This window comes from Klebsiella sp. GB_Kp047, assembly GCF_040065235.1.
Taxonomy (GTDB): domain Bacteria; phylum Pseudomonadota; class Gammaproteobacteria; order Enterobacterales; family Enterobacteriaceae; genus Klebsiella; species Klebsiella quasipneumoniae.
On record NZ_JBEAJG010000009.1, the window covers coordinates 1 to 25,380 of the forward strand.

The 25,380-nt window shown below is 59.4% G+C and carries 23 protein-coding genes; 9 read left to right on the plus strand and 14 right to left on the minus strand.

Annotated elements, in window-relative coordinates; genetic code table 11:
• Positions 1-263: 263 nt before the first annotated feature.
• Entirely contained in the window at positions 264-1,496 is a 1,233-nt protein-coding gene (gene pepT / locus ABLV76_RS06385) for a peptidase T (protein ID WP_004206633.1), read from the minus strand.
• A 257-nt stretch (positions 1,497-1,753) separates the two neighbouring features.
• Between pepT and potA the strand changes: the two genes are divergently transcribed.
• Genes potA through potD form a run of 4 tightly spaced genes read left to right on the plus strand, consistent with a single transcriptional unit; the run spans position 1,754 to position 5,556 of the window.
• The gene (gene potA, locus ABLV76_RS06390) at positions 1,754-2,890 is read left to right on the plus strand and encodes a spermidine/putrescine ABC transporter ATP-binding protein PotA (protein ID WP_004150811.1); all 1,137 of its coding nucleotides are present in this window, start codon (positions 1,754-1,756) and stop codon (positions 2,888-2,890) included.
• Positions 2,874-3,731, plus strand: coding sequence for a spermidine/putrescine ABC transporter permease PotB (gene potB, locus ABLV76_RS06395; protein WP_065697221.1), 858 nt, complete (start codon positions 2,874-2,876; stop codon positions 3,729-3,731). The genes potA and potB overlap by 17 nt, the downstream gene beginning before the upstream one ends.
• Positions 3,728-4,513, plus strand: coding sequence for a spermidine/putrescine ABC transporter permease PotC (gene potC / locus ABLV76_RS06400; protein WP_004150813.1), 786 nt, complete (start codon positions 3,728-3,730; stop codon positions 4,511-4,513). The genes potB and potC overlap by 4 nt, the downstream gene beginning before the upstream one ends.
• On the plus strand, positions 4,510-5,556 hold the full coding sequence (gene potD, locus ABLV76_RS06405) for a spermidine/putrescine ABC transporter substrate-binding protein PotD (RefSeq protein WP_032455835.1): 1,047 nt from the start codon (positions 4,510-4,512) through the stop codon (positions 5,554-5,556). Before potC ends, potD begins: the two co-directional genes overlap by 4 nt.
• A gap of 45 nt (positions 5,557-5,601) precedes the next feature.
• On the opposite strand, the gene ABLV76_RS06410 is transcribed toward potD, so the two are convergent.
• From ABLV76_RS06410 to ABLV76_RS06450, 9 genes are all read right to left on the minus strand, one after another.
• The gene (locus ABLV76_RS06410; protein ID WP_135683043.1) at positions 5,602-7,326 is read right to left on the minus strand and encodes an aldehyde dehydrogenase family protein; all 1,725 of its coding nucleotides are present in this window, start codon (positions 7,324-7,326) and stop codon (positions 5,602-5,604) included.
• Positions 7,323-8,951: a long-chain fatty acid--CoA ligase gene (locus tag ABLV76_RS06415; RefSeq protein WP_348878237.1), complete on the minus strand. Its 1,629-nt coding sequence runs from the start codon at positions 8,949-8,951 to the stop codon at positions 7,323-7,325. Before ABLV76_RS06415 ends, ABLV76_RS06410 begins: the two co-directional genes overlap by 4 nt.
• A 282-nt stretch (positions 8,952-9,233) precedes the next feature.
• Positions 9,234-9,578, minus strand: coding sequence for a hypothetical protein (locus ABLV76_RS06420; RefSeq protein ID WP_043519497.1), 345 nt, complete (start codon positions 9,576-9,578; stop codon positions 9,234-9,236).
• 90 nt (positions 9,579-9,668) lie between these two features.
• A complete protein-coding gene (cobB, locus tag ABLV76_RS06425; RefSeq protein WP_017898959.1) occupies positions 9,669-10,499 on the minus strand; it encodes a Sir2 family NAD+-dependent deacetylase in 831 nt (276 codons plus the stop codon).
• 14 nt (positions 10,500-10,513) lie between these two features.
• A complete protein-coding gene (nagK, locus tag ABLV76_RS06430; protein ID WP_004204591.1) occupies positions 10,514-11,425 on the minus strand; it encodes an N-acetylglucosamine kinase in 912 nt (303 codons plus the stop codon).
• A gap of 48 nt (positions 11,426-11,473) precedes the next feature.
• Complete coding sequence (lolE, locus tag ABLV76_RS06435; RefSeq protein ID WP_008806005.1) at positions 11,474-12,718, minus strand: lipoprotein-releasing ABC transporter permease subunit LolE; 1,245 nt, start codon at positions 12,716-12,718, stop codon at positions 11,474-11,476.
• Positions 12,718-13,419 (minus strand): lipoprotein-releasing ABC transporter ATP-binding protein LolD, encoded by a 702-nt coding sequence (gene lolD, locus ABLV76_RS06440; protein WP_004204584.1) that lies wholly within the window; start codon positions 13,417-13,419, stop codon positions 12,718-12,720. The genes lolE and lolD overlap by 1 nt, the downstream gene beginning before the upstream one ends.
• Positions 13,412-14,611 (minus strand): lipoprotein-releasing ABC transporter permease subunit LolC, encoded by a 1,200-nt coding sequence (lolC, locus tag ABLV76_RS06445; protein WP_004204582.1) that lies wholly within the window; start codon positions 14,609-14,611, stop codon positions 13,412-13,414. The genes lolD and lolC overlap by 8 nt, the downstream gene beginning before the upstream one ends.
• A gap of 133 nt (positions 14,612-14,744) precedes the next feature.
• Positions 14,745-14,876, minus strand: a complete 132-nt coding sequence (locus ABLV76_RS06450; protein ID WP_004140630.1) for a hypothetical protein — start codon at positions 14,874-14,876, stop codon at positions 14,745-14,747.
• Between the two features lie 39 nt (positions 14,877-14,915).
• Between ABLV76_RS06450 and mfd the strand changes: the two genes are divergently transcribed.
• Complete coding sequence (gene mfd, locus ABLV76_RS06455; RefSeq protein ID WP_043519500.1) at positions 14,916-18,362, plus strand: transcription-repair coupling factor; 3,447 nt, start codon at positions 14,916-14,918, stop codon at positions 18,360-18,362.
• Between the two features lie 164 nt (positions 18,363-18,526).
• The gene (locus tag ABLV76_RS06460; RefSeq protein ID WP_017898955.1) at positions 18,527-19,480 is read left to right on the plus strand and encodes a L,D-transpeptidase family protein; all 954 of its coding nucleotides are present in this window, start codon (positions 18,527-18,529) and stop codon (positions 19,478-19,480) included.
• Between the two features lie 128 nt (positions 19,481-19,608).
• Here ABLV76_RS06460 and bhsA read toward each other — a convergent pair whose 3' ends face one another.
• The gene (gene bhsA / locus ABLV76_RS06465; protein WP_002900788.1) at positions 19,609-19,866 is read right to left on the minus strand and encodes a multiple stress resistance protein BhsA; all 258 of its coding nucleotides are present in this window, start codon (positions 19,864-19,866) and stop codon (positions 19,609-19,611) included.
• Positions 19,867-19,999: 133 nt separating this feature from the next.
• Here bhsA and ABLV76_RS06470 point away from each other — a divergent pair, with 133 nt between their 5' ends.
• Both ABLV76_RS06470 and ABLV76_RS06475 read left to right on the plus strand, forming a co-directional pair.
• The gene (locus tag ABLV76_RS06470) at positions 20,000-20,119 is read left to right on the plus strand and encodes a hypothetical protein (protein ID WP_048294479.1); all 120 of its coding nucleotides are present in this window, start codon (positions 20,000-20,002) and stop codon (positions 20,117-20,119) included.
• Positions 20,116-20,751 carry a TetR/AcrR family transcriptional regulator gene (locus tag ABLV76_RS06475; protein WP_004204579.1) on the plus strand — a complete coding sequence of 212 codons (636 nt, stop codon included), beginning with the start codon at positions 20,116-20,118 and terminating at the stop codon, positions 20,749-20,751. Before ABLV76_RS06470 ends, ABLV76_RS06475 begins: the two co-directional genes overlap by 4 nt.
• A 52-nt stretch (positions 20,752-20,803) precedes the next feature.
• Here the strand turns inward: ABLV76_RS06475 and ABLV76_RS06480 are convergent, their stop codons facing one another.
• Positions 20,804-20,926, minus strand: coding sequence for a hypothetical protein (locus ABLV76_RS06480; protein WP_004140642.1), 123 nt, complete (start codon positions 20,924-20,926; stop codon positions 20,804-20,806).
• 69 nt (positions 20,927-20,995) lie between these two features.
• Here ABLV76_RS06480 and ABLV76_RS06485 point away from each other — a divergent pair, with 69 nt between their 5' ends.
• A complete protein-coding gene (locus tag ABLV76_RS06485) occupies positions 20,996-23,185 on the plus strand; it encodes a TonB-dependent siderophore receptor (RefSeq protein ID WP_043519501.1) in 2,190 nt (729 codons plus the stop codon).
• Positions 23,186-23,242: 57 nt separating this feature from the next.
• Here the strand turns inward: ABLV76_RS06485 and ABLV76_RS06490 are convergent, their stop codons facing one another.
• Positions 23,243-23,782 (minus strand): glycine zipper 2TM domain-containing protein, encoded by a 540-nt coding sequence (locus tag ABLV76_RS06490; RefSeq protein WP_002900781.1) that lies wholly within the window; start codon positions 23,780-23,782, stop codon positions 23,243-23,245.
• A 193-nt stretch (positions 23,783-23,975) separates the two neighbouring features.
• On the minus strand, positions 23,976-25,280 hold the full coding sequence (locus ABLV76_RS06495; protein WP_008805997.1) for an NAD(P)/FAD-dependent oxidoreductase: 1,305 nt from the start codon (positions 25,278-25,280) through the stop codon (positions 23,976-23,978).
• Positions 25,281-25,380: the final 100 nt, after the last annotated feature.

Here is a 25,380-nt window from a genome sequence, read left to right on the forward strand (position 1 = left end):
CCGCTCTGCTGTTCACCGCCCGGCGGCGCTGCGCTTGCCGGGCCTACGGGTTCTGCGCTCACCGGCTGGACCGTAGGCCGGATAAGGCGAAGCCGCCATCCGGCATAAAGACTGGCACCTGCTCTGCTGTTCACCACCCGGCGGCACTGCCCTTGCCGGGCCTATGGGTTCTGTTGTCACCGGCTGGACCGTAGGCCGGATAAGGCGAAGACGCCATCCGGCATCTTGTGCGACAAGCAGAATGACCGGTCTGGTTGCGAAGATTATTTCCCTGTTCGTGCCGCCGTCAGCTCGGCGATACGCACGATCACCTGCACCGCTTTCTCCATCCCTTCCAGGGTGACAAACTCATGTTTGCCGTGATAGTTGTAGCCGCCGGTAAACAGGTTCGGGCACGGCAGTCCCATAAACGAGAGCTGCGCGCCGTCGGTACCGCCGCGGATCGGTTTCATCTGCGGTTCGATATCGCAGTCCACCATCGCCTGGCGGGCAATATCGACCACGTGCGGGTGGGCGATCACCTGCTCATGCATGTTGTAATAACTGTCCTCGATCACCAGCTCGATATAGCAGTCCGGATGTAGCCCCTTGCCCACCTTTTTGGCGATCTCCATCATCTTGCGCTTGCGCGCCTCAAAGTGCTTGCGGTCAAAATCGCGGATGATGTAGTGCATCTCGGCCCGATCGACGCTGCCTTTGATGCTGGTGAGGTGATAAAAGCCTTCATAGCCTTCTGTGGTCTCCGGCGCCTCGTCGGCCGGCACTTCGGCATGAATGCGCGCGGCCAGCGACAGCGCGTTGACCATCACCCCTTTCGCGGTGCCGGGGTGCACGTTGTTGCCGACGATCTTAATGGTCACCGAGGCGGCATTGAAATTTTCAAACTCCAGTTCGCCGACCCCGCCGCCATCTACGGTGTAGGCCCAGCGGGCGTCAAAGGCCTCGACGTCGAAATGCTTCGCCCCTTTTCCCACCTCTTCATCGGGGGTGAAGGCCACGCGGATATCGCCGTGGGGGATGTTTTTCGCCTGCAGGGTCGCCAGCGCGGTCATGATTTCGGCGATGCCGGCCTTGTCGTCCGCCCCCAGCAGCGTCTTCCCGTCGGTGGTGATCAGCGTCTGCCCCAAAAGCTGATGCAAAACCGGGAACATCACCGGAGAGAGCACCTCATCGCCAATGCCGAGCGCGATATCGCCGCCGCGATAGTTTTCGACAATCTGCGGGTTAACGTTTTTGCCGCTGAAATCCGGGGAGGTGTCGACGTGAGAGATAAAGCCGATGGCCGGGATATCGCCCTCAACGTTGGCGGGCAGGGTTCCCATTACCGTCCCTTTTTCACTCAGCGTTACCTTGACCAGTCCCATTTCTTCCAGCTGCGCCTGCAACAGGCGTAACAGCTTCCACTGCCCTTCCGTGCTGGGGACCTGACGAACGCCAGGCTTCGACTGCGTGTCCAAAGAAACGTACTGCAAAAAACGCTCAAGCAATTTATCCATGTAGCCACCCTCTTCTTTTGTGACAACATTATTGATAAGCCAGAAAAGACAAATATTGCGTCAGGTCATTTTTAGCCCGTAAAGCGAAATTTAATAACGGAACCGACGTTATGGTGTAAAGGTAGACTATGCGGGCGTATCAAGGATTGGCGATTACCCTCGTTTGCCGTAGAATGCTGGCCCTTATTAAAAACGTGCAACCCCAAAGGTGGTTAATCACAAACCCCGCAGCGGCCGGAAATTTCCGTTGCGTCTACATGGGACAGAGTCAAAAATTGAATATACAACCGCGTTCGCGTTCGCCGCTGGTGCATCTGGCGGGAATTCGCAAGAGCTTTGATGGTAAAACGGTCATCGATAACCTTAACCTGACCATCAACAATGGTGAGTTTCTCACCCTGCTTGGCCCCTCTGGCTGCGGTAAAACCACCGTTCTGCGCCTTATTGCCGGCCTGGAAAACGTCGACAGCGGACGGATCCATCTCGAAGATCACGATATCACTCATGTTCCGGCGGAAAACCGCCACGTTAATACCGTATTCCAAAGCTACGCCCTGTTTCCGCATATGACGGTGTTCGAGAACGTCGCCTTTGGCCTGCGGATGCAGAAAACCCCGGCGGCGGAAATCACACCGCGGGTGATGGATGCCTTAAAGATGGTGCAGCTGGAGGCCTTTGCCCAGCGCAAACCGCACCAGCTCTCCGGCGGCCAGCAGCAGCGCGTGGCCATCGCCCGCGCGGTGGTCAACAAACCGCGCCTGCTGCTGCTCGATGAGTCCCTTTCGGCGCTGGATTACAAGCTACGCAAGCAGATGCAGAACGAACTGAAAGCGCTGCAGCGTAAGCTCGGCATCACCTTCGTCTTCGTCACTCACGACCAGGAAGAGGCCCTGACCATGTCCGATCGCATCGTGGTGATGCGTGATGGCAAAATTGAGCAGGACGGTACCCCGCGCGAGATCTACGAAGAGCCAAAAAACCTGTTCGTCGCCAGCTTTATCGGCGAGATCAATATCTTCGACGCCACGGTCATTGAACGCCTCGACGAACAGCGCGTGCGGGCCAGCGTGGAAGGGCGTGAATGCAACATCACCGTCAATTTTGCGGTGGAGGCCGGCCAGCGCCTGCATGTCCTGCTGCGCCCGGAAGATCTGCGCGTCGATGAGATCCACCACAACAGCGACGCCGACGGCCTGATAGGCTATGTCCGCGAGCGCAACTATAAGGGCATGACCCTCGAGTCGGTGGTGGAGCTGGAAAACGGCAAAATGGTGATGGTCAGCGAATTCTTTAACGAAGACGACCCGGATTTCGACCACTCTCTTGATCAGAAAATGTCTATCAATTGGGTAGAGAGCTGGGAGGTGGTGTTGGCCGATGAAGAACACCAGTAAATTCCAGAATGTGGTGATCGCCACCATCGTCGGTTGGCTGGTGCTGTTTGTCTTTCTGCCCAACCTGATGATCATCGCCACCAGCTTCCTGACCCGCGACGACGCTAACTTCGTCAAGCTGGTCTTCACGCTGGACAACTACTCGCGGCTGATGGATCCGCTCTATTACGACGTGCTGCTGCATTCGCTGAACATGGCGCTGCTGGCGACCCTCGCCTGCCTGGCGCTGGGCTACCCGTTTGCGTGGTTCCTCGCCCGGCTGCCGCAGAAGGTGCGCCCCCTGCTGCTGTTCCTGCTGATCGTTCCCTTCTGGACCAACTCGTTGATCCGCATCTACGGGCTGAAGATTTTCCTCAGCACCAAAGGCTACCTTAACGAGTTTCTCCTGTGGCTGGGAGTGATCGACACGCCGATACGCATTATGTTCACCCCGTCGGCGGTGATTATCGGCCTGGTATACATCCTGCTGCCGTTTATGGTGATGCCGCTCTACTCCAGCATTGAGAAACTGGACCGTCCGCTGCTGGAAGCGGCGAAAGATCTCGGCGCCAGCAAGCTGCAGACGTTTATCCGCATCATCATTCCGCTAACCATGCCGGGGATCATCGCCGGCTGCCTGCTGGTGATGTTGCCGGCGATGGGGCTATTCTACGTTTCCGACCTGATGGGCGGCGCCAAGAACCTGCTGATCGGCAACGTGATCAAGAGCCAGTTCCTCAATATTCGCGACTGGCCGTTCGGCGCGGCAACCAGCATTACCTTAACCCTGGTGATGGGCCTGATGCTGTTGATTTACTGGCGCGCGGCGCGCCTGCTGAATAAAAAGGTGGAGCTGGAATGATCGGTCGACTGCTGCGCGGCGGCTTTATGACCGCCATCTACGCGTATCTCTACATCCCTATTATTATCCTGATCGTTAACTCATTTAACCGGTCGCGCTTCGGCATCAACTGGCAGGGGTTCACCACCGACTGGTATAGCCTGCTGATGAACAACGATAGCCTGCTGCAGGCCGCCCAGCACTCGCTGACCATGGCGGTGCTGTCGGCGACCTTCGCCACCCTTATCGGCTCGCTGACCGCCGTGGCGCTGTATCGCTATCGCTTTCGCGGCAAACCGTTCGTTAGCGGTATGCTGTTTGTAGTGATGATGTCGCCAGATATTGTCATGGCTATCTCCCTGCTGGTGCTGTTTATGCTGATTGGCGTCCAGCTTGGCTTCTGGTCGCTGCTGTTTTCGCATATCACCTTTTGCCTGCCGTTTGTGGTGGTCACCGTATACTCCCGGCTGAAAGGCTTTGACGTGCGGATGCTGGAGGCGGCGAAAGATCTGGGCGCCAGCGAGATGACCATCCTGCGTAAAATCATCCTGCCGCTGGCCCTGCCGGCGGTGGCCGCCGGGTGGCTGCTGAGCTTCACGCTGTCGATGGATGACGTGGTGGTCTCCTCGTTCGTCACCGGTCCGGGGTATGAAATCCTGCCGCTGAAGATCTATTCGATGGTCAAGGTCGGCGTTTCGCCAGAGGTGAACGCCCTGGCAACGATACTGTTGGTTCTGTCGCTGGTGATGGTCATCGCCAGTCAGTTAATTGCACGTGATAAAACTCAGGGGACGTTAAAATGAAAAAATGGTCACGCCACCTGCTCGCGGCGGGCGCTCTGGCAATCGGCATGAGCGCTGCCCACGCGGACGACAGCAAAACGCTCTACTTCTACAACTGGACCGAATATGTGCCGCCGGGCCTGCTGGAGCAGTTCACCAAAGAGACCGGCATCAAGGTTATTTACTCGACCTACGAGTCGAACGAAACCATGTACGCCAAACTCAAGACCTATAAAGACGGAGCGTACGATCTGGTCGTCCCGTCGACCTACTTCGTCGACAAGATGCGCAAAGAAGGTATGCTGCAGAAGATCGATAAGAGCAAGCTGACTAACTTCAGCAACCTCGATCCGCAGATGCTGAACAAACCGTTCGACCCGAATAACGACTACTCCATCCCCTACATCTGGGGGGCGACGGCTATCGGCGTCAACAGCGACGCTATCGATCCGAAAACCGTCACCAGCTGGGCCGACCTGTGGAAACCGGAATACAAAAGCAGCCTGCTGCTGACCGACGACGCACGCGAAGTGTTCCAGATGGCGCTGCGTAAGCTGGGTTATTCCGGCAATACGACCGACCCGAAAGAGATTGAAGCCGCCTATAACGAGCTGAAAAAACTGATGCCCAACGTCGCGGCGTTTAACTCCGATAACCCGGCGAACCCGTATATGGAAGGCGAAGTGAACCTCGGGATGGTATGGAACGGCTCGGCTTACGTCGCACGCCAGGCCGGTACTCCGCTGGAAGTGATCTGGCCGAAAGAAGGCGGCATCTTCTGGATGGACAGCCTGTCGATTCCGGCAAATGCTAAGAACGTCGACGGCGCGCTGAAGCTGATTAACTTCCTGCTGCGCCCGGATGTCGCCAAACAGGTCGCGGAAACCATCGGCTATCCCACGCCAAACCTGGCGGCGCGCAAAATGCTCAGCCCGGCAGTGGCCAACGATAAATCGCTCTATCCGGACGCCGCCACCATCGAAAAAGGCGAATGGCAGAATGACGTCGGCAGCGCCAGCACCATTTATGAAGAGTATTACCAGAAGCTGAAAGCGGGCCGCTAATCCCGCAGGGCGGAACCGCGGTTCCGCCCTATTTTTGCCCTCACTTTAGCCTCTCAGCGCGCGCCAGAGGATCGCCGGCAGCTTGCGCCAGCGCGGCCGATGGTAAAAATCCGCCAGCCGCTGCGCCACCGCTTCCTGCCCCCGGTGGGTAATAAACCAGGGCGGCAAAGGCATCAGCGTCAGTTCGCCATGCCACAGACTGCGCGGAAACGGCCGAAACGGCGCCTCAATCACCGTGCGCTCGGTTTTCTCCAGCATAAAGCTGTTATGCACCTTGCCCCGCCCGCTCTGAATATCGTCGAGTGTATGGCCAGGGAATGCCCCCCACGGGCAAGGGGCTAACAGGAAGGCCACCCCGCTCCAGCAGTTGATCGCCACCGTGCCATAGCGCAGCTCGGCGATCAGCGCGTTAAAACGCTTACGTCCAATCGCTTTGCGGGTGCGCGGGTGGATCACAATATTGGCCCCCAGCGTGCCCTGCAGCCGCTGATTGGCATAGCCGATCGCCTGACGCAGAAAGCTTTCCGCGCTGTCGGCCTCAAGGCGGGTGATCGACAGCCCCGGACCAAAGACCTCCTGCTGGCAGAAGTCGGGGTCATCCTCGGTGTTCGCCACAATCAACGGCAGCGCATCGCCGCGCGCTATCTCCAGCGGCTGGCGGGCGCGCAGGCGAAAGTTAGTCAACCGGTTTTCCGCGCCGGGGTAATAGTCCTGGCGGGTATTGGCGGCGATCAGCCGGTACAGCTGGTTAAGCAGGGCCGACGCCGGCTCCCAGTCCTGCTGCAGGATCAGCACCTGGCTGGCCACGCAGTTAAACCCGCCGTTGTTCATTTTCTGCGTCGCCAGCTGCTGCGCCTGAAAAGCGATATCCGCCTCGTTCCATGGCCCGGGGACGATAATGGTGGGGCTGACCCCGCCCAGCTCTGAGGTCACCCGGCGCGGGTTCAGCGGCGTCCCGGCGGCCCGACGCTGGCGAGCGGCCTCACCGTCGCCCCAGACGATGGCGTCATGGCTCTCCCGCGATCCGGTGATATGGATCTCATCGACAGCGGGATGGGTGGTCAGCCACGCCCCCGCCCGGGCGTCGCCGGTGACAATGCGGAGCGCATCCATGGCGATCAGCGGCGCCAGAGCCTGAGCCAGCAGATCGTGCAGATAATCATTCACCGGGTTGAGCTTCAGCAGGCAGACCTGATTTTCAATAAACAGCTTGTGTAACACGTCCAGCGGCGCGATAGAGGCCACATTTCCGGCGCCGAGCACCAGCGCCAGCTTGCCCTGCCGCGCGGCCGGCGGGATGTCGTATGCGGCTGCCGCGCAGCGATCGAGATTGGCCCGGGTGACTCCCGGCTGCATCCAAATTTCAGCGCGAATACCGGAGAGCAGCAGCCGATCCCAGAGCGTGCCGGGCACCACCCGCAGCGCCAGCCGGCCGTCCGCCAGCGTCCTCAGCGGGATCCGCCGCAGAAAGGTTTTCTCCTCCAGTTGCTCCAGGGTGGTGATAAGCCCGTTGCAGCCGACCATTAGCGCGCAGGGGCCCGCCAGCCATTCTTCGCCCGTCAGCGGATCCCCCGCCGGCAGCCCTTTAGCCCTCGCCGCCGCCTCCACCCACGCCGGCGCTATGCTGGCCAGGGCATCCTTGATCTGGCGCAGGAGCGCCAGACGACGGTTCACTGAGGTTTCCGCCCAGCGCTGGCGCGCCGCCGACAAGGCGTGCAGCGCTGCGTCATACTGAGAGCAGGTCGTCAGACCGGGTCGCGCGTGGCTCATTGTCCCTCACTCATTAAAATTTCCCCGTAGGCCTGGCGCAGCTGGTTTTTAAGCACCTTACCCGTGGCGCTGACCGGCAGCGCATCGACAAATATCACCCGATCCGGGATCTGCCACTTGGGCACCCGTTTCTCAAACCAGGCCAGCAGATCGCTCTCCTCCACTTTCCCCCCTTCCGCACGGACGCACAGCAGCACCGGCCGTTCGTCCCAGCGCGGGTGGCGGGCGGCGATGGCCGCCGCGCTGCGTACCGCCGGATGCGCGATGGCAATATTCTCCAGCTCAACGGTGGAGATCCACTCGCCACCGGACTTGATAATATCCTTTGCCCGATCGCTGATCACCAGATAACCATTGGCGTCGAGCGTACCGATATCGCCGGTATCAAACCAGCCTGCCGCGGTCAGGGCGCTTTCGTCCTGACCATAGTATTGCTCTACCACCCAGTGCCCCCTCACCTGCAGATACCCCTGACTTTGACCATCCCGGGGCAACGGTTCGCCATCCACGTCGACCACCTGCAGCTCGATGCCAAAAATAGGCCGCCCCTGACCGGTACGCTGCTTTTGCTGCTCCTGTGCCGGGAGGGCGTCATGTTTGCTCAACAGCGTGTTGATGGTGCCGATAGGCGATGTTTCGGTCATTCCCCAGGCGTGGGTCAGCGCAATGCCGTAATCGCGCTGAAAGGCCTCGGCCATCGACGGCGGCAGCGCGGAGCCACCAACCAGCGCACGTTTGAATTCAGGCATTCTCACGTCTGTCCGACGCATCGCCGCCAGCAAGCCGGCCCAGATCACCGGCACGCCAAACCCCACGGTTACTTTCTCGGCAGCCAGCAGCTGCAGCAGGCTGTCGCCATCGAGGTGCGGCCCCGGCAGCACCAGCCGCGCCCCGACCATGGCGGCGATAAACGGCGTCCCCCACGCGTTGACATGGAACATCGGCACCACCGGCAACAGGCTGTCCCTGGCCGATATCCCGGCGGCGTCCGGCTGATTGCCGCTCAAAGCGTGCAGGACCAGCGAACGATGGGTATTCAACACCCCTTTCGGCCGGCCAGTGGTTCCCGAGGTATAGCAGAGCGAGGCCGGCGTCAGTTCATTCAACTGCGGCCAGCGGTAGTCTACTGTCCCCTGCTGCAACAGATCGTCATAAAACAGCAATGAGGGCAGCTGGCTGAGCGCCGCTTCGCTGCGGGGCTCCATCAGCACGACGTGTTTCACCGTCGGCAGCTGCGCCAGCAGCTGCGCTACCAGCGGCAAAAAGGTCTGATCAAAGAACAGCACTTCGTCGGCAGCGTCGTTGAGGATATACAGTAGATGGTCAACCGACAGCCGCGGATTGACGGTATGCGTTACCCAGCCGCCGGAGGCGACGGCAAAATAGATCTCCAGGTGGCGACGGTTGTTCCATGCGAGGGTGGCGCAGCGGGCGCCCGGTGGCAGCCCCAATGATGCCAGCGCCGAGGCCAGCCGCTGAGCGCGGCTGGCCACCTCCCCCCAGCTGCTGCGCTCCTTCTCACCGCCAGCGCTCACCGAGACGATCTCGGTCTCGCTGTGGTATTGCGCCGCATGGCTGAGCAGCGCGGTGGTGGTGAGATCCTGATAAATCATCGGTGACGGCATGGCGGGGTCTCCTTTGCAGACTTCCGGGCGGGGGAACAGGGTCGCGGCGCGAACGTGCGGACGCCTATTGAATCTGGTCTACATTTGCCGGTATGCACAAAAAAACGTACAGAAATCAGCGGTCACGCACAAAATAGAGTAGGAAATCGCTCAGAAAGGAGAAGCCGAGAATGACAGGATGGAGGTCATTGCCCGGCGCCGGTCCGGGCGATATCGTCAGAGCGACCGCCGGGGGCTGACGGTAGCAAGGAGAAAGTTATGCGCGTCTCAGGGGGAAGCGAATCAGCGTCGTCCGCCGTCGCGCTGGCCTTTACCCTTCCCTTTTGCGGCTCGCCGCTGCAAAACCCCCTCCATGATGCCGACAACCCCGTTGAGGGGTTTCCACAGCGCCACCAGCAGCAGCAACGGGCCGTATATTCGCACACCGCCGGTCGCTATCTGGCCGGTTAGCAACAGGGCTAAACCATCCAGCAGCAGGCACAATGCGCTGCCGGTGCCGACGAACAGACACAGCAGGAAGAGGATCGGTCGGCTGTCGGCGTGTAGCGGTAAAGCACGCTGGCTCCAGACGCCAACGAGAATGGCCGCGATCAAGGAGATCGATTCAATGACCAGGGGATTATGCATGGTCTGACTCCTGTCATGACGTATCATCCTTGTCAGCAGCGCTGCCGGAGGCGGCGGGCGTCGCCCTCGTCCCCGGCAGGCTGCTTCAGTTTACAGCGCGTTTTCCTGCAGCAGCTTATCGATAAAGGCGGGCACCACTTCGCTCGCCAGTCCGTAGTGCTTTTCGGCAAACTCACTGCCCACCTGGCTGGGCTCCAGGTTCAGTTCAACGGTGTGGGCGCCGTGCAGCCGCGCCTCGTGCACAAAGCCGGCCGCCGGATAAACGTGGCCGGAGGTGCCGATGGCGATAAAGATATCCGCTTCGGCCAGCGCGCTGTAGATCTCGTCCATCCCCAGCGGCATTTCGCCAAACCAGACCACGTGGGGACGCAGCGCCGCCGGGAACTGGCAGCAGTGGCACTTGTCCTCTGCGGTGACGTCGCCGGTCCACTCCAGCACCTGGCCACTCCACGAACAGCGCACCTTCAGCAGCTCGCCGTGCATATGGATCACCCGGCGGTTGCCGGCGCGTTCGTGCAGATTATCGATATTCTGGGTGACCAGCAGAAAATGGTCGCCCAGCAGATCCTCCAGACGCGCCAGCGCCAGATGCGCCGCGTTCGGCGCGATCTCCGGACTCTGCAGCTGACGACGGCGGGCGTTGTAGAACGCCTGCACCAGCGCCGGGTCGCGGGCAAAACCTTCCGGCGTCGCCACATCTTCCACCCGATGCTCTTCCCACAGGCCATCGGCCGCGCGGAAAGTTTTGATCCCCGACTCCGCCGATATCCCCGCGCCGGTTAACACCACCACTCTCGGTTTGGCCATCGCTTCAGGCTTCATCCTGTCCTCCCTAAAGAAAATCCGCTGACGCAGACGGTCACGCAACTGACGTTTATTGCGACGAAAACGGCTCAATCGATGTAAACGGCGCGACTGCATAGCTACCTCTGTGATTAATGAGTCAGATGAAGGAAGGCCGCACCGCGCATTCCCCCGGCATCGCCGTGGCGCGCGCGCTCAATGCGCGGTACCCTGGCGACCGGCAGAAGATGGCGCGGTAATCGCTGCGCCAGCCCTTCGCTAATGGCCGTAAAGTTAGATAATCCACCGCCGAGCACCAGCAAATCCGGGTCGACAATGGTCAGTATATTCCCCAGACACACCGCCAGCAGATCGAGATAGCGCTCTACGTGCGCCAGGGCGCGCGGATCGTGCTGCTGCCACTGCGCCACAATCTCCGGCGAGGTGAGCGGTTGCTGATAAAAATGTTCATACAGCCAGGCAAAACCGCGGCCGGAGAGATAATTTTCAATGCAGCCCAGCTGGCCGCAGCCGCAGCGAAGCAGCGGAAAATCACGCCCGACCACCTCCAGGGCATCCACCGGCAGACGAATATGACCAAACTCGCCGGTGATATAGCTATGTCCGGTAATCGATTTACCGTTCAACACCAGGCCGCCGCCCACGCCGGTTCCGAGGATCAGCCCCATCACCAGCGGGTATTGCGTAAACTCATCGTCCCACGCTTCCGACAGCGCGAAGCAGTTGGCGTCATTATCGAGGCGCACATCGCGCCCCAGCCGCGCGCTGAGGTCGGCGCGCAGCGGCCGGCCGCTGGCGGCAGGCACGTTAGCGGCATACAGCGTGCCGTCCGCCGTTTCCGGCATCCCCGGGATACCGATCCCAACCGACCCCTGCTGGTCGAAGCGCTCATCGGCCTCGCGGACCAGCGCCTCTACCGCCTGAAGAAAATCCTCATAACTGCTTTTCGGCGTGGCGACGCGTTTTTCCCACTGCAGCCGCCGCTCCTGATTAAATACGCCCAGCGCTATCTTGCTGCCGCCAATGTCAAATCCATAGTACATTTCAGCAATTCCTCTTGTGTCGTCAGCCAGGCCGACGATGACGATAAATTACTGGCCACTCAGCACCCTCGCCGGGTCGATACGGCTGGCGCGGCGGGCGGGATACCAGCTGGCCAGCAAACTCAGCAACAGTGCTGTCACCAGCACATAAAAGACGTCCAGCCAGTGCAGTTCTGACGGCAGGAAGTCAATAAAATAGATGTCGCCGGAGAGGAATTTATGCCCAATCAGGTATTCGATGCCGTTGATGATTGACGTCAGGTTCAACGCGCAGATCACGCCGATCACCACCCCAAACAGGCTGCCTACCGATCCGGCTAATAAACCATACCACACGAAAATCGCGCGAATTAAGCCGTCTTTTGCGCCAAGCGTGCGCAGCACCGCAATATCGCCGCTCTTGTCTTTGACCGCCATCACCAGCGTCGAGACGATGTTAAAGCAAGCCACGCCGATCACCAGCACCATTGCCAGGTACATAATGGCGCGGATCATCTGGATATCGCGATACATATAGCCGTAGGTGCCGATCCAGCTCTTGATATATACGTAGCTGTTGGTCACCTCGCCGGCGTCGCGCACCAGCTTGTTAGCATGGAAAACGTCCGTGACCTTGATGGCGATACCGGTCACGCTGCCGCCCATCTCCAGGTACTGCTGCGCATCCTGCATCGGGATCATGGCAAAACTATGATCGAGCTGGCCGCTCAGCTGCAAAATACCGGTCACATGCAGCCTGACGCGTTTCGGCTGCAGCAGCTGATGGTCGGCGTCGGCGTTAGGGATCATGATCGACACCCAGTCTCCCTGCTTCACGTGCAGCGCATCAGCGACGCCTTTACCCAGAATCACCTGCTGTTCACCGGCCTTGAAGCCGGCCCACGCGTTATTCTGCACAAAGGTGGGCAGCGCGCTGAGCCGGGTTTCCTGCTGCGGGTCGACCCCTTTCACCTGGATGGCGCGCATATTGCTGCCGCTTTCCACCAGGCCGGTGAAGTTAATATAGGGCGCCGCGGCGACTATCCCCTTCACTTTCTGCACCTTAGCCAGCGCCTCCTGCCAGTTATTCCACGGCTGGTTCACGGGTTCGATTTCACCGTGCGGCACCACCGCCAGCACGCGGTTATTCAGCTCGCGCTCAAAGCCGTTCATCGCGCTGAGGCCGACGATCAGCACTGCCACCCCCAGCGCAATACCGATGGTGGAGATCACCGAGATCAGCGACACCATGCCGCCGCGCCGCCGGCCGCGGCTGAAACGCAATGCAATCAGTAACGATAACGGAGAGGCCATTACTCGGCCCCCATCAGGGTCAGGTCGGCGGTCAGGCGGCCATCGCGCATCTCCAGCTGGCGGCTCATCCGCTTCGCCAGCTGCAGGTCGTGGGTCACCACCAGAAACGCGGTGCGCTGCGCGAGGTTCAGTTCGCCCAGCAGCTGGAAGATGCTGTCGGCGTTGCGAGCGTCGAGGTTACCGGTCGGCTCATCCGCCAATACCAGTCGCGGTTTGTTCACCAGCGCGCGGGCAATCGCCACCCGCTGGCGTTCGCCACCGGAGAGTTCCGACGGACGGTGATGGCTGCGGTGTTCAAGCCCGACCGCCTGCAGCATCGCTTTCGCCTGACGTTCAATGTCCGCCGGCTTCTTTTTGCCAATCAGCAGCGGCATCGCCACGTTCTCCAGTGCGCTAAAGTCCGGCAGCAGATGGTGGAACTGATAGATAAAGCCCAGCTCGCGGTTACGCAGGTCGGCGCGCGCGGCGGTGGAGAGCTTGCTCATCGGCTGGCCGGAGAAAATCACGTCGCCAGAGGTGGGGGTATCGAGGCCGCCCAGCAGATGCAGCAGGGTACTTTTGCCGGAGCCGGAGGTACCGACGATGGCCATCATCTCGCCTTCATCAATGCTGAAGCTGACATTGTGCAGGACATCGGTTTGCACATTGCCTTCCTGATAGCGTTTGCACAGGTTGTCGCATTGCAGCAGGATCTTATTCATAACGTAAAGCCTCAGCGGGTTGAGTGGCGGCAGCGCGCCAGGAAGGGTACAACGTAGACAACAATGCCAGCGCCATCGCCACCAGGGCGATAACGACGACCTGCAGCGGCTCAATCGCCACCGGCAGCGCCGCGCCGTCAAGGAAGGCGCCGATGATCGGCATTAAATTATTCAACTGGCTGGCCAGCAGCGCACCAAGCACCGCTCCCAGCAGCGCGCCGACGATCCCTGCGCTGGCGCCCTGCACCATGAAGACGGCCATAATCTGCCGCGGCGTCAGCCCCTGGGTCTGCAGGATCGCCACTTCGCCCTGCTTCTCCATCACCATCATCCCCAGCGAGGTAATAATGTTGAAGGCCGCGACGGCGACGATCAGGCTGAGCAGCAGGCCCATCATATTTTTCTCCATGCGCACCGCCTGGAACAGTTCACCCTTGCGCTCGCGCCAGTCCTGCCACTGGGTGCCCGGCGGCAGCGTCTGCTGGCTGAGGGTATCCACTTGCAGCGGTTTATCCAGCCACAGGCGCCATCCGGTGATATTCCCCAGCGGATAGCGCATCAAACGGGAAGCGTCGTCGATGTTGGTCAGCATCTGATAACCATCGACTTCGCTGTTGGCAGCGAAGGTGCCGATGACCGTAAACAGGCGCTGGCTCGGCACGCGGCCCATCGGCGTAAACTGGCTGGCGGAAGGAACCATCAGGCGAATTTTATCGCCGCGATTAACCCCCAGCTGACCCGCCAGCTGCTCGCCGAGAATAACGTTATATTTACCCGCCTGCAGATCGCTCTGTTTGACGTTCACCAGATACGGGGTCAGGGGATCGTTCTGCGCCGGGTCGATGCCCAGCATGACCCCGACCGCCACGCTGCGCGCGCTCTGCAGCACCACGTCGCCGGTGGTGATCGGCGCCACCCGGGTTACGCCCTGGAGTTTCGCCTCGCGCTCCGGCAGCTGTTGGGGATTCACCGAACCCTGTTTGGCGCTAAGTATGGCCTGGGGCATCAGCCCCAGGATGTTGTTTTGCAGCTCGCGTTCAAAGCCGTTCATCACCGACAGGACCGTCACCAGCGCCATGACGCCGAGGGTAATACCGATGGTGGAAAGCCAGGAGACGAAGCGACCGAAGCGGTCGGCTGCTCGCCCACGCATATAGCGCAGGCCGATAAAGAGTGCGGCAGGTTGATACATGTCATCCATCTGGTTGCTGATAGCCGATTCCCGAGTATATAAGCGATTAGGGGCAGCGTAAATGACTGATACCTGACGACTTTATTAGCAAAAATCCTAAAACCCAAGCAAATACAAACGGATAGATAAGTACTTACTTATTTATCTTTACGCTTATCGACAGCGCTGACCTTTCTTCACCCAACACGCGATGGCAATTCGGGTTGGCGAATCCAGACCAATCGCGGATAATCTCACTATTGAATATCAGCGAGTTGCCCTCCATATCGGCAGAGCGAATCCCTAAGAGACCATGAAACCGTCTATGCCTGAACAATATCGATACTCATTGCCGGTGAAAGCCGGTGACCAGCGCCAGCTTGGCGAGTTGACCGGCGCAGCCTGCGCCACCCTGGTGGCGGAGATGGCCGAACGCCACAAGGGCCCGGTGGTGCTGGTGGCGCCTGACATGCAAAACGCGCTGCGTCTGAACGACGAGATCAGGCAGTTCACCGACAGCATGGTGATGGGGCTGGCGGACTGGGAGACGCTCCCTTATGACAGCTTCTCACCGCATCAGGACATCATCTCCTCCCGTCTTGCCACCCTTTACCAGTTACCCACCATGCAGCGCGGCGTGCTGATCGTCCCGGTCAGCACGCTGATGCAGCGCGTCTGTCCGCACAGCTTCCTTCACGGCCACGCGCTGGTGATGAAAAAGGGTCAGCGCCTGTCGCGCGATGCGCTGCGCGATCAGCTTGAGGGGGCCGGCTACCGCCATGTCGATCAGGTGATGGAGCATGGCGAATATGCTACCCGCGGCGCGCTGCTCGATCTGTTCCCGATGGGCAGCGACCAGCCCTACCGCCTCGATTTCTTTGACGATGAAATCGACAGCCTGCGCCTGTTCGACGTCGACAGCCAGCGCACGCTGGAGGAAGTGGCGGCCATTAACCTGCTCCCGGCGCACGAATTCCCCACCGATCAGACCGCCATCGAGCTGTTCCGCAGCCAGTGGCGCGACCGCTTTGAAGTGAAACGCGATGCCGAGCATATCTATCAGCAGGTCAGTAAAGGGACGCTGCCTGCCGGTATCGAATACTGGCAGCCGCTGTTCTTCAGCGAGCCGCTGCCGCCGTTATTCAGCTATTTCCCGTCCAGCACGCTGATCGTCAACACCGGCGATCTCGAGACCAGCGCGGAGCGTTTCCAGAATGAAGCCCGCGCCCGTTTTGAAAACCGCGGCGTCGATCCGATGCGCCCGCTCCTGCCGCCGGAACTGCTGTGGCTGCGCAGCGATGAGCTGTTTAGCGAACTGAAAAAGTGGCCGCGCGTACAGCTGAAAACCGAGCGCCTGGCGGACAAAGCGGCAAATACCAATCTGGGCTACCAGACGCTGCCGGACATCGCCGTCCAGGCACAAAACAAAGCGCCGCTGGATAATCTGCGCCGCTTCCTCGAAGCGTTTACCGGCCCGGTTATCTTCTCGGTGGAAAGCGAGGGTCGCCGTGAAGCGCTGAGCGAAATGCTGGCGCGGATTAAAGTTGCGCCAAAACACGTGCTGCGTCTGGAGGAAGCCACCGGCAACGGCCGCTATCTGATGATTGGCGCCGCCGAACACGGGTTTATCGACAGCCAGCGCGGCCTGGCGCTGATTTGCGAGAGCGACCTGCTCGGCGAGCGCGTAGCGCGCCGTCGTCAGGATTCCCGTCGCACCATTAACCCTGACACACTCATTCGCAACCTTGCCGAACTGCATATCGGCCAGCCGGTCGTTCACCTGGAACACGGCGTGGGCCGCTACGCAGGCATGACTACCCTGGAGGCGGGCGGCATCACCGGCGAATACCTGATGCTGACGTACGCCAACGATGCCAAATTATACGTTCCGGTCTCCTCCCTGCATCTTATTAGCCGCTACGCCGGCGGAGCGGAAGAGAACGCGCCCCTGCACAAGCTGGGCGGCGATGCCTGGACCCGGGCGCGGCAAAAAGCGGCCGAGAAGGTACGCGACGTCGCGGCCGAATTGCTGGATATCTACGCCCAGCGCGCAGCGAAAGCCGGGTTTGCCTTTAAACACGACCGCGAACAGTATCAGCTGTTCTGCGACGGTTTCCCGTTTGAAACCACGCCGGATCAGGCGCAGGCGATCAACGCCGTCCTCAGCGATATGTGCCAGCCGCTGGCCATGGACCGCCTGGTGTGTGGCGATGTGGGCTTCGGCAAGACCGAAGTGGCCATGCGCGCCGCCTTCCTCGCCGTGGAGAACCACAAACAGGTGGCGGTACTGGTGCCGACCACCCTGCTGGCTCAGCAGCACTATGACAACTTCCGCGATCGTTTCGCCAACTGGCCGGTACGCATCGAAATGCTCTCCCGTTTCCGCAGCGCTAAGGAGCAGGCGCAGATCCTCGAGCAGGCCGCGGAAGGCAAAATCGATATCTTGATCGGCACCCACAAGCTGCTGCAGAGCGAGGTGAAGCTCCGCGATCTGGGGCTGCTGATCGTCGACGAAGAGCACCGGTTTGGCGTGCGGCATAAAGAGCGTATCAAAGCGATGCGCGCCGATGTCGATATCCTGACCCTCACCGCAACGCCGATCCCGCGAACGCTGAACATGGCGATGAGCGGGATGCGGGATCTGTCGATCATCGCCACGCCGCCGGCGCGCCGCCTGGCGGTAAAGACCTTCGTTCGCGAATACGATGCGCTGGTGGTGCGCGAGGCGATCCTGCGTGAAACGCTGCGCGGCGGCCAGGTTTACTACCTGTTTAATGACGTCGAGAACATCCAGAAAGCCGCCGACAAACTGGCGGAGCTGGTGCCTGAGGCGCGGATCGCCATCGGCCACGGTCAGATGCGGGAGCGTGAGCTAGAGCGGGTGATGAATGACTTCCATCACCAGCGCTTCAATGTGCTGGTGTGCACCACCATCATCGAAACCGGGATCGACATTCCCACCGCCAACACCATCATCATCGAACGCGCCGACCATTTTGGCCTCGCACAGCTGCACCAGCTGCGCGGCCGCGTTGGCCGCTCCCATCACCAGGCCTATGCCTGGCTGCTGACGCCGCATCCAAAGGCGATGACCACCGATGCGCAAAAGCGCCTCGAAGCCATTGCCTCGCTGGAAGATCTCGGCGCCGGCTTTGCGCTAGCCACCCACGATCTGGAGATCCGCGGCGCCGGGGAACTGCTGGGCGAAGATCAGAGCGGTCAGATGGAGACCATCGGCTTCTCCCTGTATATGGAGTTGCTGGAGAATGCGGTGGATGCGCTGAAAGCCGGGCGCGAGCCGTCGCTGGAGGATCTCACCAGCCAGCAGACGGAAGTCGAACTGCGCATGCCTTCCCTGCTGCCTGACGATTTCATCCCCGACGTCAATACCCGCCTGTCGTTCTATAAGCGCATTGCCAGCGCCAAAAACGAACAGGATCTGGAGGAGATCAAAGTCGAGCTGATCGATCGCTTTGGCCGCCTGCCCGACGCCGCCCGCAACCTGCTGGATATCGCCCGTCTGCGTCAGCAGGCGCAGAAGCTGGGGATCCGTAAACTGGAAAGTAACGAAAAAGGCGGCGTGATCGAATTTAACGAGAAAAACAACGTCAATCCGGTGTGGTTAATTGGCCTGCTGCAGAAGCAGCCGCAGCACTTCCGCCTGGACGGGCCGACGCGCCTGAAGTTCATGCAGGATCTCGAGGAGCGTAAGACGCGGATGGACTGGGTTCGCCAGTTCATGCGCCAGCTGGAAGAGAACGCCGTCGCCTGATCGCGGGGGGATATGGCCGTTACGCCGTATCCCCCTTTCCACATATCTGGCAATCTTTACAAACATTTTGCAATCCGCCTGGATTTCCCCACACAGACTCACGCCATAATCTCATCTCCTTTTTCATATAAAAATAACCACTTATATATTTTGGAGTTATGGTAATGAGAATCCGTTTCCCCTTGATGCTGGCGCTGGTCGCGCTGGTTGCTGCGCTGGCGCTGCCCGCGCGCGCTAACACCTGGCCCCTTCCCCCGCCGGGCAGCCGACTGGTGGGGCAGAATCAGTTCCATGTGGTGCAGGATAACGGCGGTTCGCTGGAGGCGATTGCCAAAAAGTACAATGTCGGCTTCCTGGCCCTGCTGCAGGCCAATCCCGGGGTGGACCCCTACGTTCCGCGCGCCGGCAGCGTGCTGACCATCCCCCTGCAGACGCTGCTGCCCGATGCGCCGCGCGAAGGGCTGGTGATTAACCTTGCCGAACTGCGCCTCTACTATTACCCGCCGGGCAAGAATGAAGTGACCGTCTACCCGATCGGCATCGGCCAGCTGGGCGGAACCACCATCACACCGACAATGGTTACCACCGTGTCCGACAAGCGGGCCAATCCGACCTGGACGCCAACCGCCAACATTCGCGCGCGCTACAAAGCGATGGGGATTGAGCTGCCGGCGGTGGTGCCTGCCGGTCCTGACAACCCGATGGGACATCACGCCATCCGCCTCGCCGCCTATGGCGGAGTCTATCTCCTGCACGGCACCAATGCCGACTTCGGCATAGGTATGCGCGTCAGCTCCGGCTGTATTCGTCTGCGCGACAACGATATCAAGGCGCTGTACAACGCCATCTCGCCGGGCACGAAGGTGAATATTATCAACACGCCGATCAAGGCGTCGGTAGAGCCGGACGGTCGCCGTCTGGTTGAGGTCCATCAGCCGCTGTCTGAGCATATCGATGACGACCCGCAGACCCTGCCTATTACGCTTAACGCGGCCATGAAGGCGTTCAAACAGGCGCCGCAGACCGACGGAACAGTGATGGAGCGCGCGATGAATTACCGCTCGGGCATGCCCATTGACGTCACCCGTCATGCGGACCCCGGCCCGCAGTCGCTGTAACCTCACACCGCAGAAAACAAAAAACCCGCCTGAAGGCGGGTTTTTTGTTGGCAAGGGTCAAACAGGGGTACAACAGGGTTTTACTCATCGCTGACCGGTGAAGGGGGCCGGGCAGCGACGCATCGGGTTTACTTGTAGATAACCGCGGTACCGTGAAGGGTATTCGGACCGGTTACCGAAGTAATACGGTATGAGGTGGCGCCCATCTCATCCGCTTTCTGCGCCAGCTGGTCTTCCAGCGAACCCAGGTTAGTCCCTGCGGAAGCTGAGATAGTACCCACTTTATGCTGGCCGGCTGGGGTGGACTGCACCTCAACAGCGGCAAAGCTGGCGAAAGAGAGGGAGCTAAGAACGGCGGCAATAGCCAGAGTATTAACGGTTTTCATGATTATTATACCTATGCAGATGAATTTTATAGTAGGGTCGTAAGCATTAACTTAACGATCGATAGGTAAATATTAATGTGATCTAAGTCACACGTCAACGCATTTTTATAACGATCGTTTAACTATTTATAAAATGCTTAATTTTCATACGCATATGAATTATTTATTTTTGAACCAACAGCGCTGGCCCCGGCGATCGTTTATTTTTATAATGACGATTCACCAAACCAACATAGGTACAACGGCATCATGACAACTGACGTTCAGAGTTGCGCCAAAAAAAGCCGTGGCCGACCGAAGGTGTTCGACAGGGATGCGGCGCTGGACAAAGCCATGACACTCTTCTGGCAGCACGGCTATGAGGCGACCTCGCTCGCCGATCTGGTCGAGGCGACAGGAGCAAAAGCCCCCACCCTGTATGCGGAATTTGTGAATAAAGAAGGACTGTTCCGCGCAGTATTGGACCGTTACATTTCGCGCTTTGCCGCGAAGCACGAAGCCGTGCTGTTTGCTGAGGGAAAATCCGTCGATCGGGCGTTGCGCGACTACTTCACCGCGGTCGCCACCTGTTTTACCAGCAAAGAGACACCGGCCGGCTGCTTTATCATTAATACCTCCGCCGCGCTGGCCGCCTCCTCGACGGATATCGCCAATACCATCAAATCCCGCCATGCGATGCAGGAGCAGGCGCTAACCCAGTTTCTGCAGCAACGGCAAGCGCAGGGCGAACTGCCCGCGGGCCGCGACGTGGGGCAGCTGGCGCAGTTTCTCAACTGTGTCCTGCAGGGGATGTCCATCAGCGCACGGGAAGGCGCCGATTTTGACAAACTGATGCAAATCACTGACACCACCCTCCGTCTCTGGCCGCTGGTCCTCGAGTCCTGATGCGCCCCGCTTCCGGCGGTGTTCAACCGCCGGAACCGCCCGCCGTTTCGCTTTATCCCCACAAAATAGATTGATTTTTATTACCTTTTCTCGCGCAAGATAAACGCAAATGATATTGATTGCGATATTCATTATGTGCAAAATCCTTTTTTGAGTTTTTCCAGATGTTTCGCATTGTAACGAATACCGGCCCGACGCCGGCCCATAACAACGACAAAACAACTTGCTCATAAAAGGAATGGATATGAAAAAGCGCCTCTGGGTGCTCCACCCTCTGCTGCTGGCCAGCGCGCTGCCTGCGCTGGCGGCTCAGTCTGAAGAAGACAGCATTATCGTTAGCGCGAACCGCACCCATCGCACCGTTGCCGAAATGGCCCAAACCACCTGGGTCATTGAGGGCCAGGAGATTGAGCAGCAGGTCCAGGGCGGAAAAGAGTTCAAAGACGTGCTGGCGCAGCTGATCCCGGGCATCGACGTCAGCAGCCAGGGGCGCACCAACTATGGGATGAACATGCGCGGGCGCGCCATCGTCGTGCTGATTGACGGCGTCCGGCTCAACTCTTCCCGCACCGACAGCCGCCAGCTCGACGCCATCGACCCGTTCAACATCGAGCATGTCGAAGTGATCTCCGGGGCAACCTCGCTGTACGGCGGCGGCAGTACCGGCGGACTTATCAACATCGTCACCAAAAAAGGGCAGCAGGATCGCCAGGTCGATCTTGAGGTGGGCAGCAAGAGCGGGTTTGCAAACAGCAACGATCATGATGAGCGTGTCGCGGCGGCGGTCAGCGGCGGGACAGACCACGCGTCCGGGCGTTTATCGGTAGCCTATCAGCGTTTCGGCGGTTGGTACGACGGCAATAACGATGCGCTGATCCTCGATAACACCCAAACGGGGCTCCAGCACTCTGATCGTCTGGACGTCATGGGGACGGGGACGATCGAGATCGACGACAACCGCCAGCTGCAGCTGGTCACCCAGTACTATAAAAGCCAGGGCGATGATGACTATGGCCTGTGGCTCGGGAAAAATATGTCCGCGGTCACCAGCGGCGGCAAAGCGTACACCACCGATGGGCTCAATTCCGATCGTATCCCCGGCACCGAGCGCCATCTGATCAGCCTCCAGTACTCCGATGCCGATTTCTTCGGCCAGAATCTGGTGAGCCAGGTGTACTATCGCGATGAGTCCCTCACCTTCTATCCATTCCCGACGCTCAGCAAAGGTCAGGTCAGCAGCTTCTCCTCGTCGCAGCAGGATACCGATCAGTACGGGGCAAAGCTGACCCTCAACAGCCAGCCGCTGGCGGGATGGGATCTCACCTGGGGTCTCGACGCCGATCATGAGACCTTCAATGCCAACCAGATGTTCTTCGATCTGCAACAATCGCTGGCGTCCGGCGGGCTGCACAACGAATCGATCTACACCACCGGCCGCTATCCGGGATACAGTATCTCCAACGTCGCGCCGTTCCTGCAGTCGAGCTATGATCTGAACGATATCTTTACCCTCAGCGGCGGGGTTCGCTACCAGTGGACCGAAAACCGGGTTGACGACTTTGTCGGCTACGCCCAGCAACAGGATATCGCCAACGGCAAAGCGCGCTCCGCCGACGCCATCAAAGGCGGAAAAACCGATTATGACAACTTCCTGTTTAACGCCGGGATCGTGGCCCATCTGACCGAGCGTCAGCAGACCTGGTTTAACTTCTCGCAGGGCGTTGAGCTGCCGGATCCGGGTAAATACTATGGCATCGGGAAATACGGCGCGGCGGTCAATGGTCATCTGCCGCTGCTCTCCAGCGTCAACGTCGATGACTCGCCGCTGCAGGGGATCAAAGTTAACTCGTATGAGCTGGGCTGGCGCTATACTGGCGATAACCTGCGCACCCAGCTGGCGGCGTATTACTCGACTTCGGATAAGACCATCGTCGTCAACCGTACCGATATGACCATCGATGTTCAGTCCGACAAACGGCGTATTTACGGCGTTGAGGGTGCGGTCGATTACTTTATTCCGGACAGCGACTGGAGCGTCGGCGGCAACTTCAACGTGCTGAAATCACAGGTGCAGACCGATGGCCGCTGGCAGAAGTGGGACGTCACCCTCGCCTCGCCGTCCAAAGCCACCGCCTGGGTGGGCTGGGCGCCGGATCCGTGGAGCCTGCGCGTGCAGAGCCAGCAGGTGTTTGACCTCAGCGACGCCGCCGGCAACAAGCTGGAAGGCTATAACACCGTCGATTTTATCGGCAGCTACGCGCTGCCGGTGGGGAAACTGACCTTCAGTATCGAAAACCTGCTTAACGAAGACTATATCACCATCTGGGGCCAGCGCGCGCCGCTGCTCTACAGCCCAACCTACGGCAGCTCGTCGCTGTATGAATACAAGGGCCGCGGCCGCACCTTCGGTCTGAATTACGCGTTAACCTTCTGATAAAAAAAGCCCCTCAGCCTGAGCGATTGAGGGGCTAATCAATACACAAATCTGTTTTTAGATTTTGTTGTTCAGGACCAGCTGGCCGTTGTTGTCCAGCGGGATCTGGCTGCCAGGATCGTGATCCATCCGGATTTTCCCCTGCTGATCGCCTATCTTATAGGTCACATCGTAACCCAGCATTTTGTCGGATTTGTCATACACCGTTTTGCAGCGCTGCTGCGTGGTGGTGTAGGTGTCGTTGTCCTGCATCGCGCCCTGGATCTGGTTACCGGCATAGCCGCCGCCCAGCGCGCCCACCACCGTCGCCACGCTGCGTCCGTGACCGCCGCCGAACTGGTGGCCAATCACCCCGCCCGCCACCGCGCCCAGCACGGAACCGGCGATGCGGTTTTCATCCTGTACCGGACGACGATGGGTCACGGTGACATTGCGGCATTCCTGGCGCGGGGTTTTCACGGTTTCTTTAATCGGTGTACTGGAGACCACTTGCGCATACTGCGGGCCGCGATCTAACACGTTGAGACCAGCGACAGCTGCAACGCCCAGCGCGGCAGCCACGCCTATCCCTATACCCGCCAACATAGATTTATTCACGGGAGATCCTCCTTTGTTGCTGTTGATACAATTTTGCAACCGGACCCGGGAAGGCGCAAATCAGATAGCGGATGAAAAGTGCGAGAATTCGCTGCAAATCAAAGGGATTCAGAGGATTCCGAGCGGGATTGCCGCCGGTTCAGCAGAAGAGCCCGGAGGCGCCGCCAGGGCGCGCTCCGGGTCGCAACAGCGATTAATGCAGCTTGAGGCGCGGGCGAATGATGCGGTTGATGCGCCCAACCAGCATCATCAGGCCGGTTTTGAAATAGCCGTGCAGGGCGATCTGGTGCATACGGTACAGGGAGATGTACACAAAGCGCGCAATGCGCCCTTCCACCATCATCGAGCCGCGCATCAGGTTGCCCATCAGGCTGCCGACGGTGGAGTAGTTGGATAGCGACACCAGTGAGCCATGGTCTTTATAGGTATACGCCTTCAGCGGTTTACCTTTCATCTGCGCGAGGATGTTATTCAGCGCGCAGGTGGCCATCTGGTGCGCCGCCTGGGCACGCGGTGGTACAAAGCCGCCTTCCGGACGGGCGCAGGAGGCGCAATCGCCAATGGCGAAAATATCCGCGTCGCGGGTGGTCTGCAACGTCGGCTCAACCACCAGCTGATTGATACGGTTGGTTTCCAGGCCGCCGATCTCTTTCATGAAATCTGGCGCTTTGATCCCGGCCGCCCAGACCATCAGATCCGCTTCAATATATTCGCCATCTTTGGTGTGCAGGCCGCCCGCATCGGCGCTGGTGACCATGGTCTGCGTCAGCACCCGTACACCCAGCTTGGTCAGCTCATTATGCGCCGCCCCGGAAATGCGCGGCGGCAGCGCCGGCAGAATGCGTTCGCCCGCTTCGACCAGCGTGACGTTCAGCGCTTCGTTGGTCAGCCCTTTGTAGCCGTAGCTGTGCAGCTGTTTCACGGCATTATGCAACTCAGCGGAGAGTTCCACGCCGGTGGCGCCGCCGCCGACGATGGCAATGTTTACTTTACCGTTAGCGCCGAGGTTCGCGGAGTATTTAAGGAACAGGTTGAGCATTTCCTGATGGAAACGACGCGCCTGGTGCGGGTTGTCGAGGAAAATGCAATTCTCTTTAACGCCAGGGGTATTGAAGTCATTCGAGGTACTGCCCAGCGCCATCACCAGCGTGTCGTACGGCAGTTTACGCTCAGCCACCAGCAGCTCGCCTTTTTCATTGCGCAGCTCGCCGAGGGTGATGGTCTTCCCTTCGCGATTGATATCGACCACCGACCCCAGCTGGAACTGGAAGCCGTGGTTGCGGGCATGGGCCAGATAGCTCAGCGCATCGACACCTTCATCCAGAGAACCGGTGGCCACTTCGTGCAGCAGCGGCTTCCACAGATGGCTGTGGTTACGGTCCACCAGGGTGATTTTCGCTTTCTTATGGCGCCCTAACTTTTTCCCCAGCTGAGTTGCCAGTTCCAGTCCGCCTGCGCCGCCACCCACAATTACGATTTTTTTCAATGGCGTAGTCATGTGTACCCCTAAAATTATTAACCAAGTGTTAAATAAAAGTTATTAAAATAGCCTTTATTTAACAACAAGTTACGTCAATGAAAGCATTCAGCACTGTCGA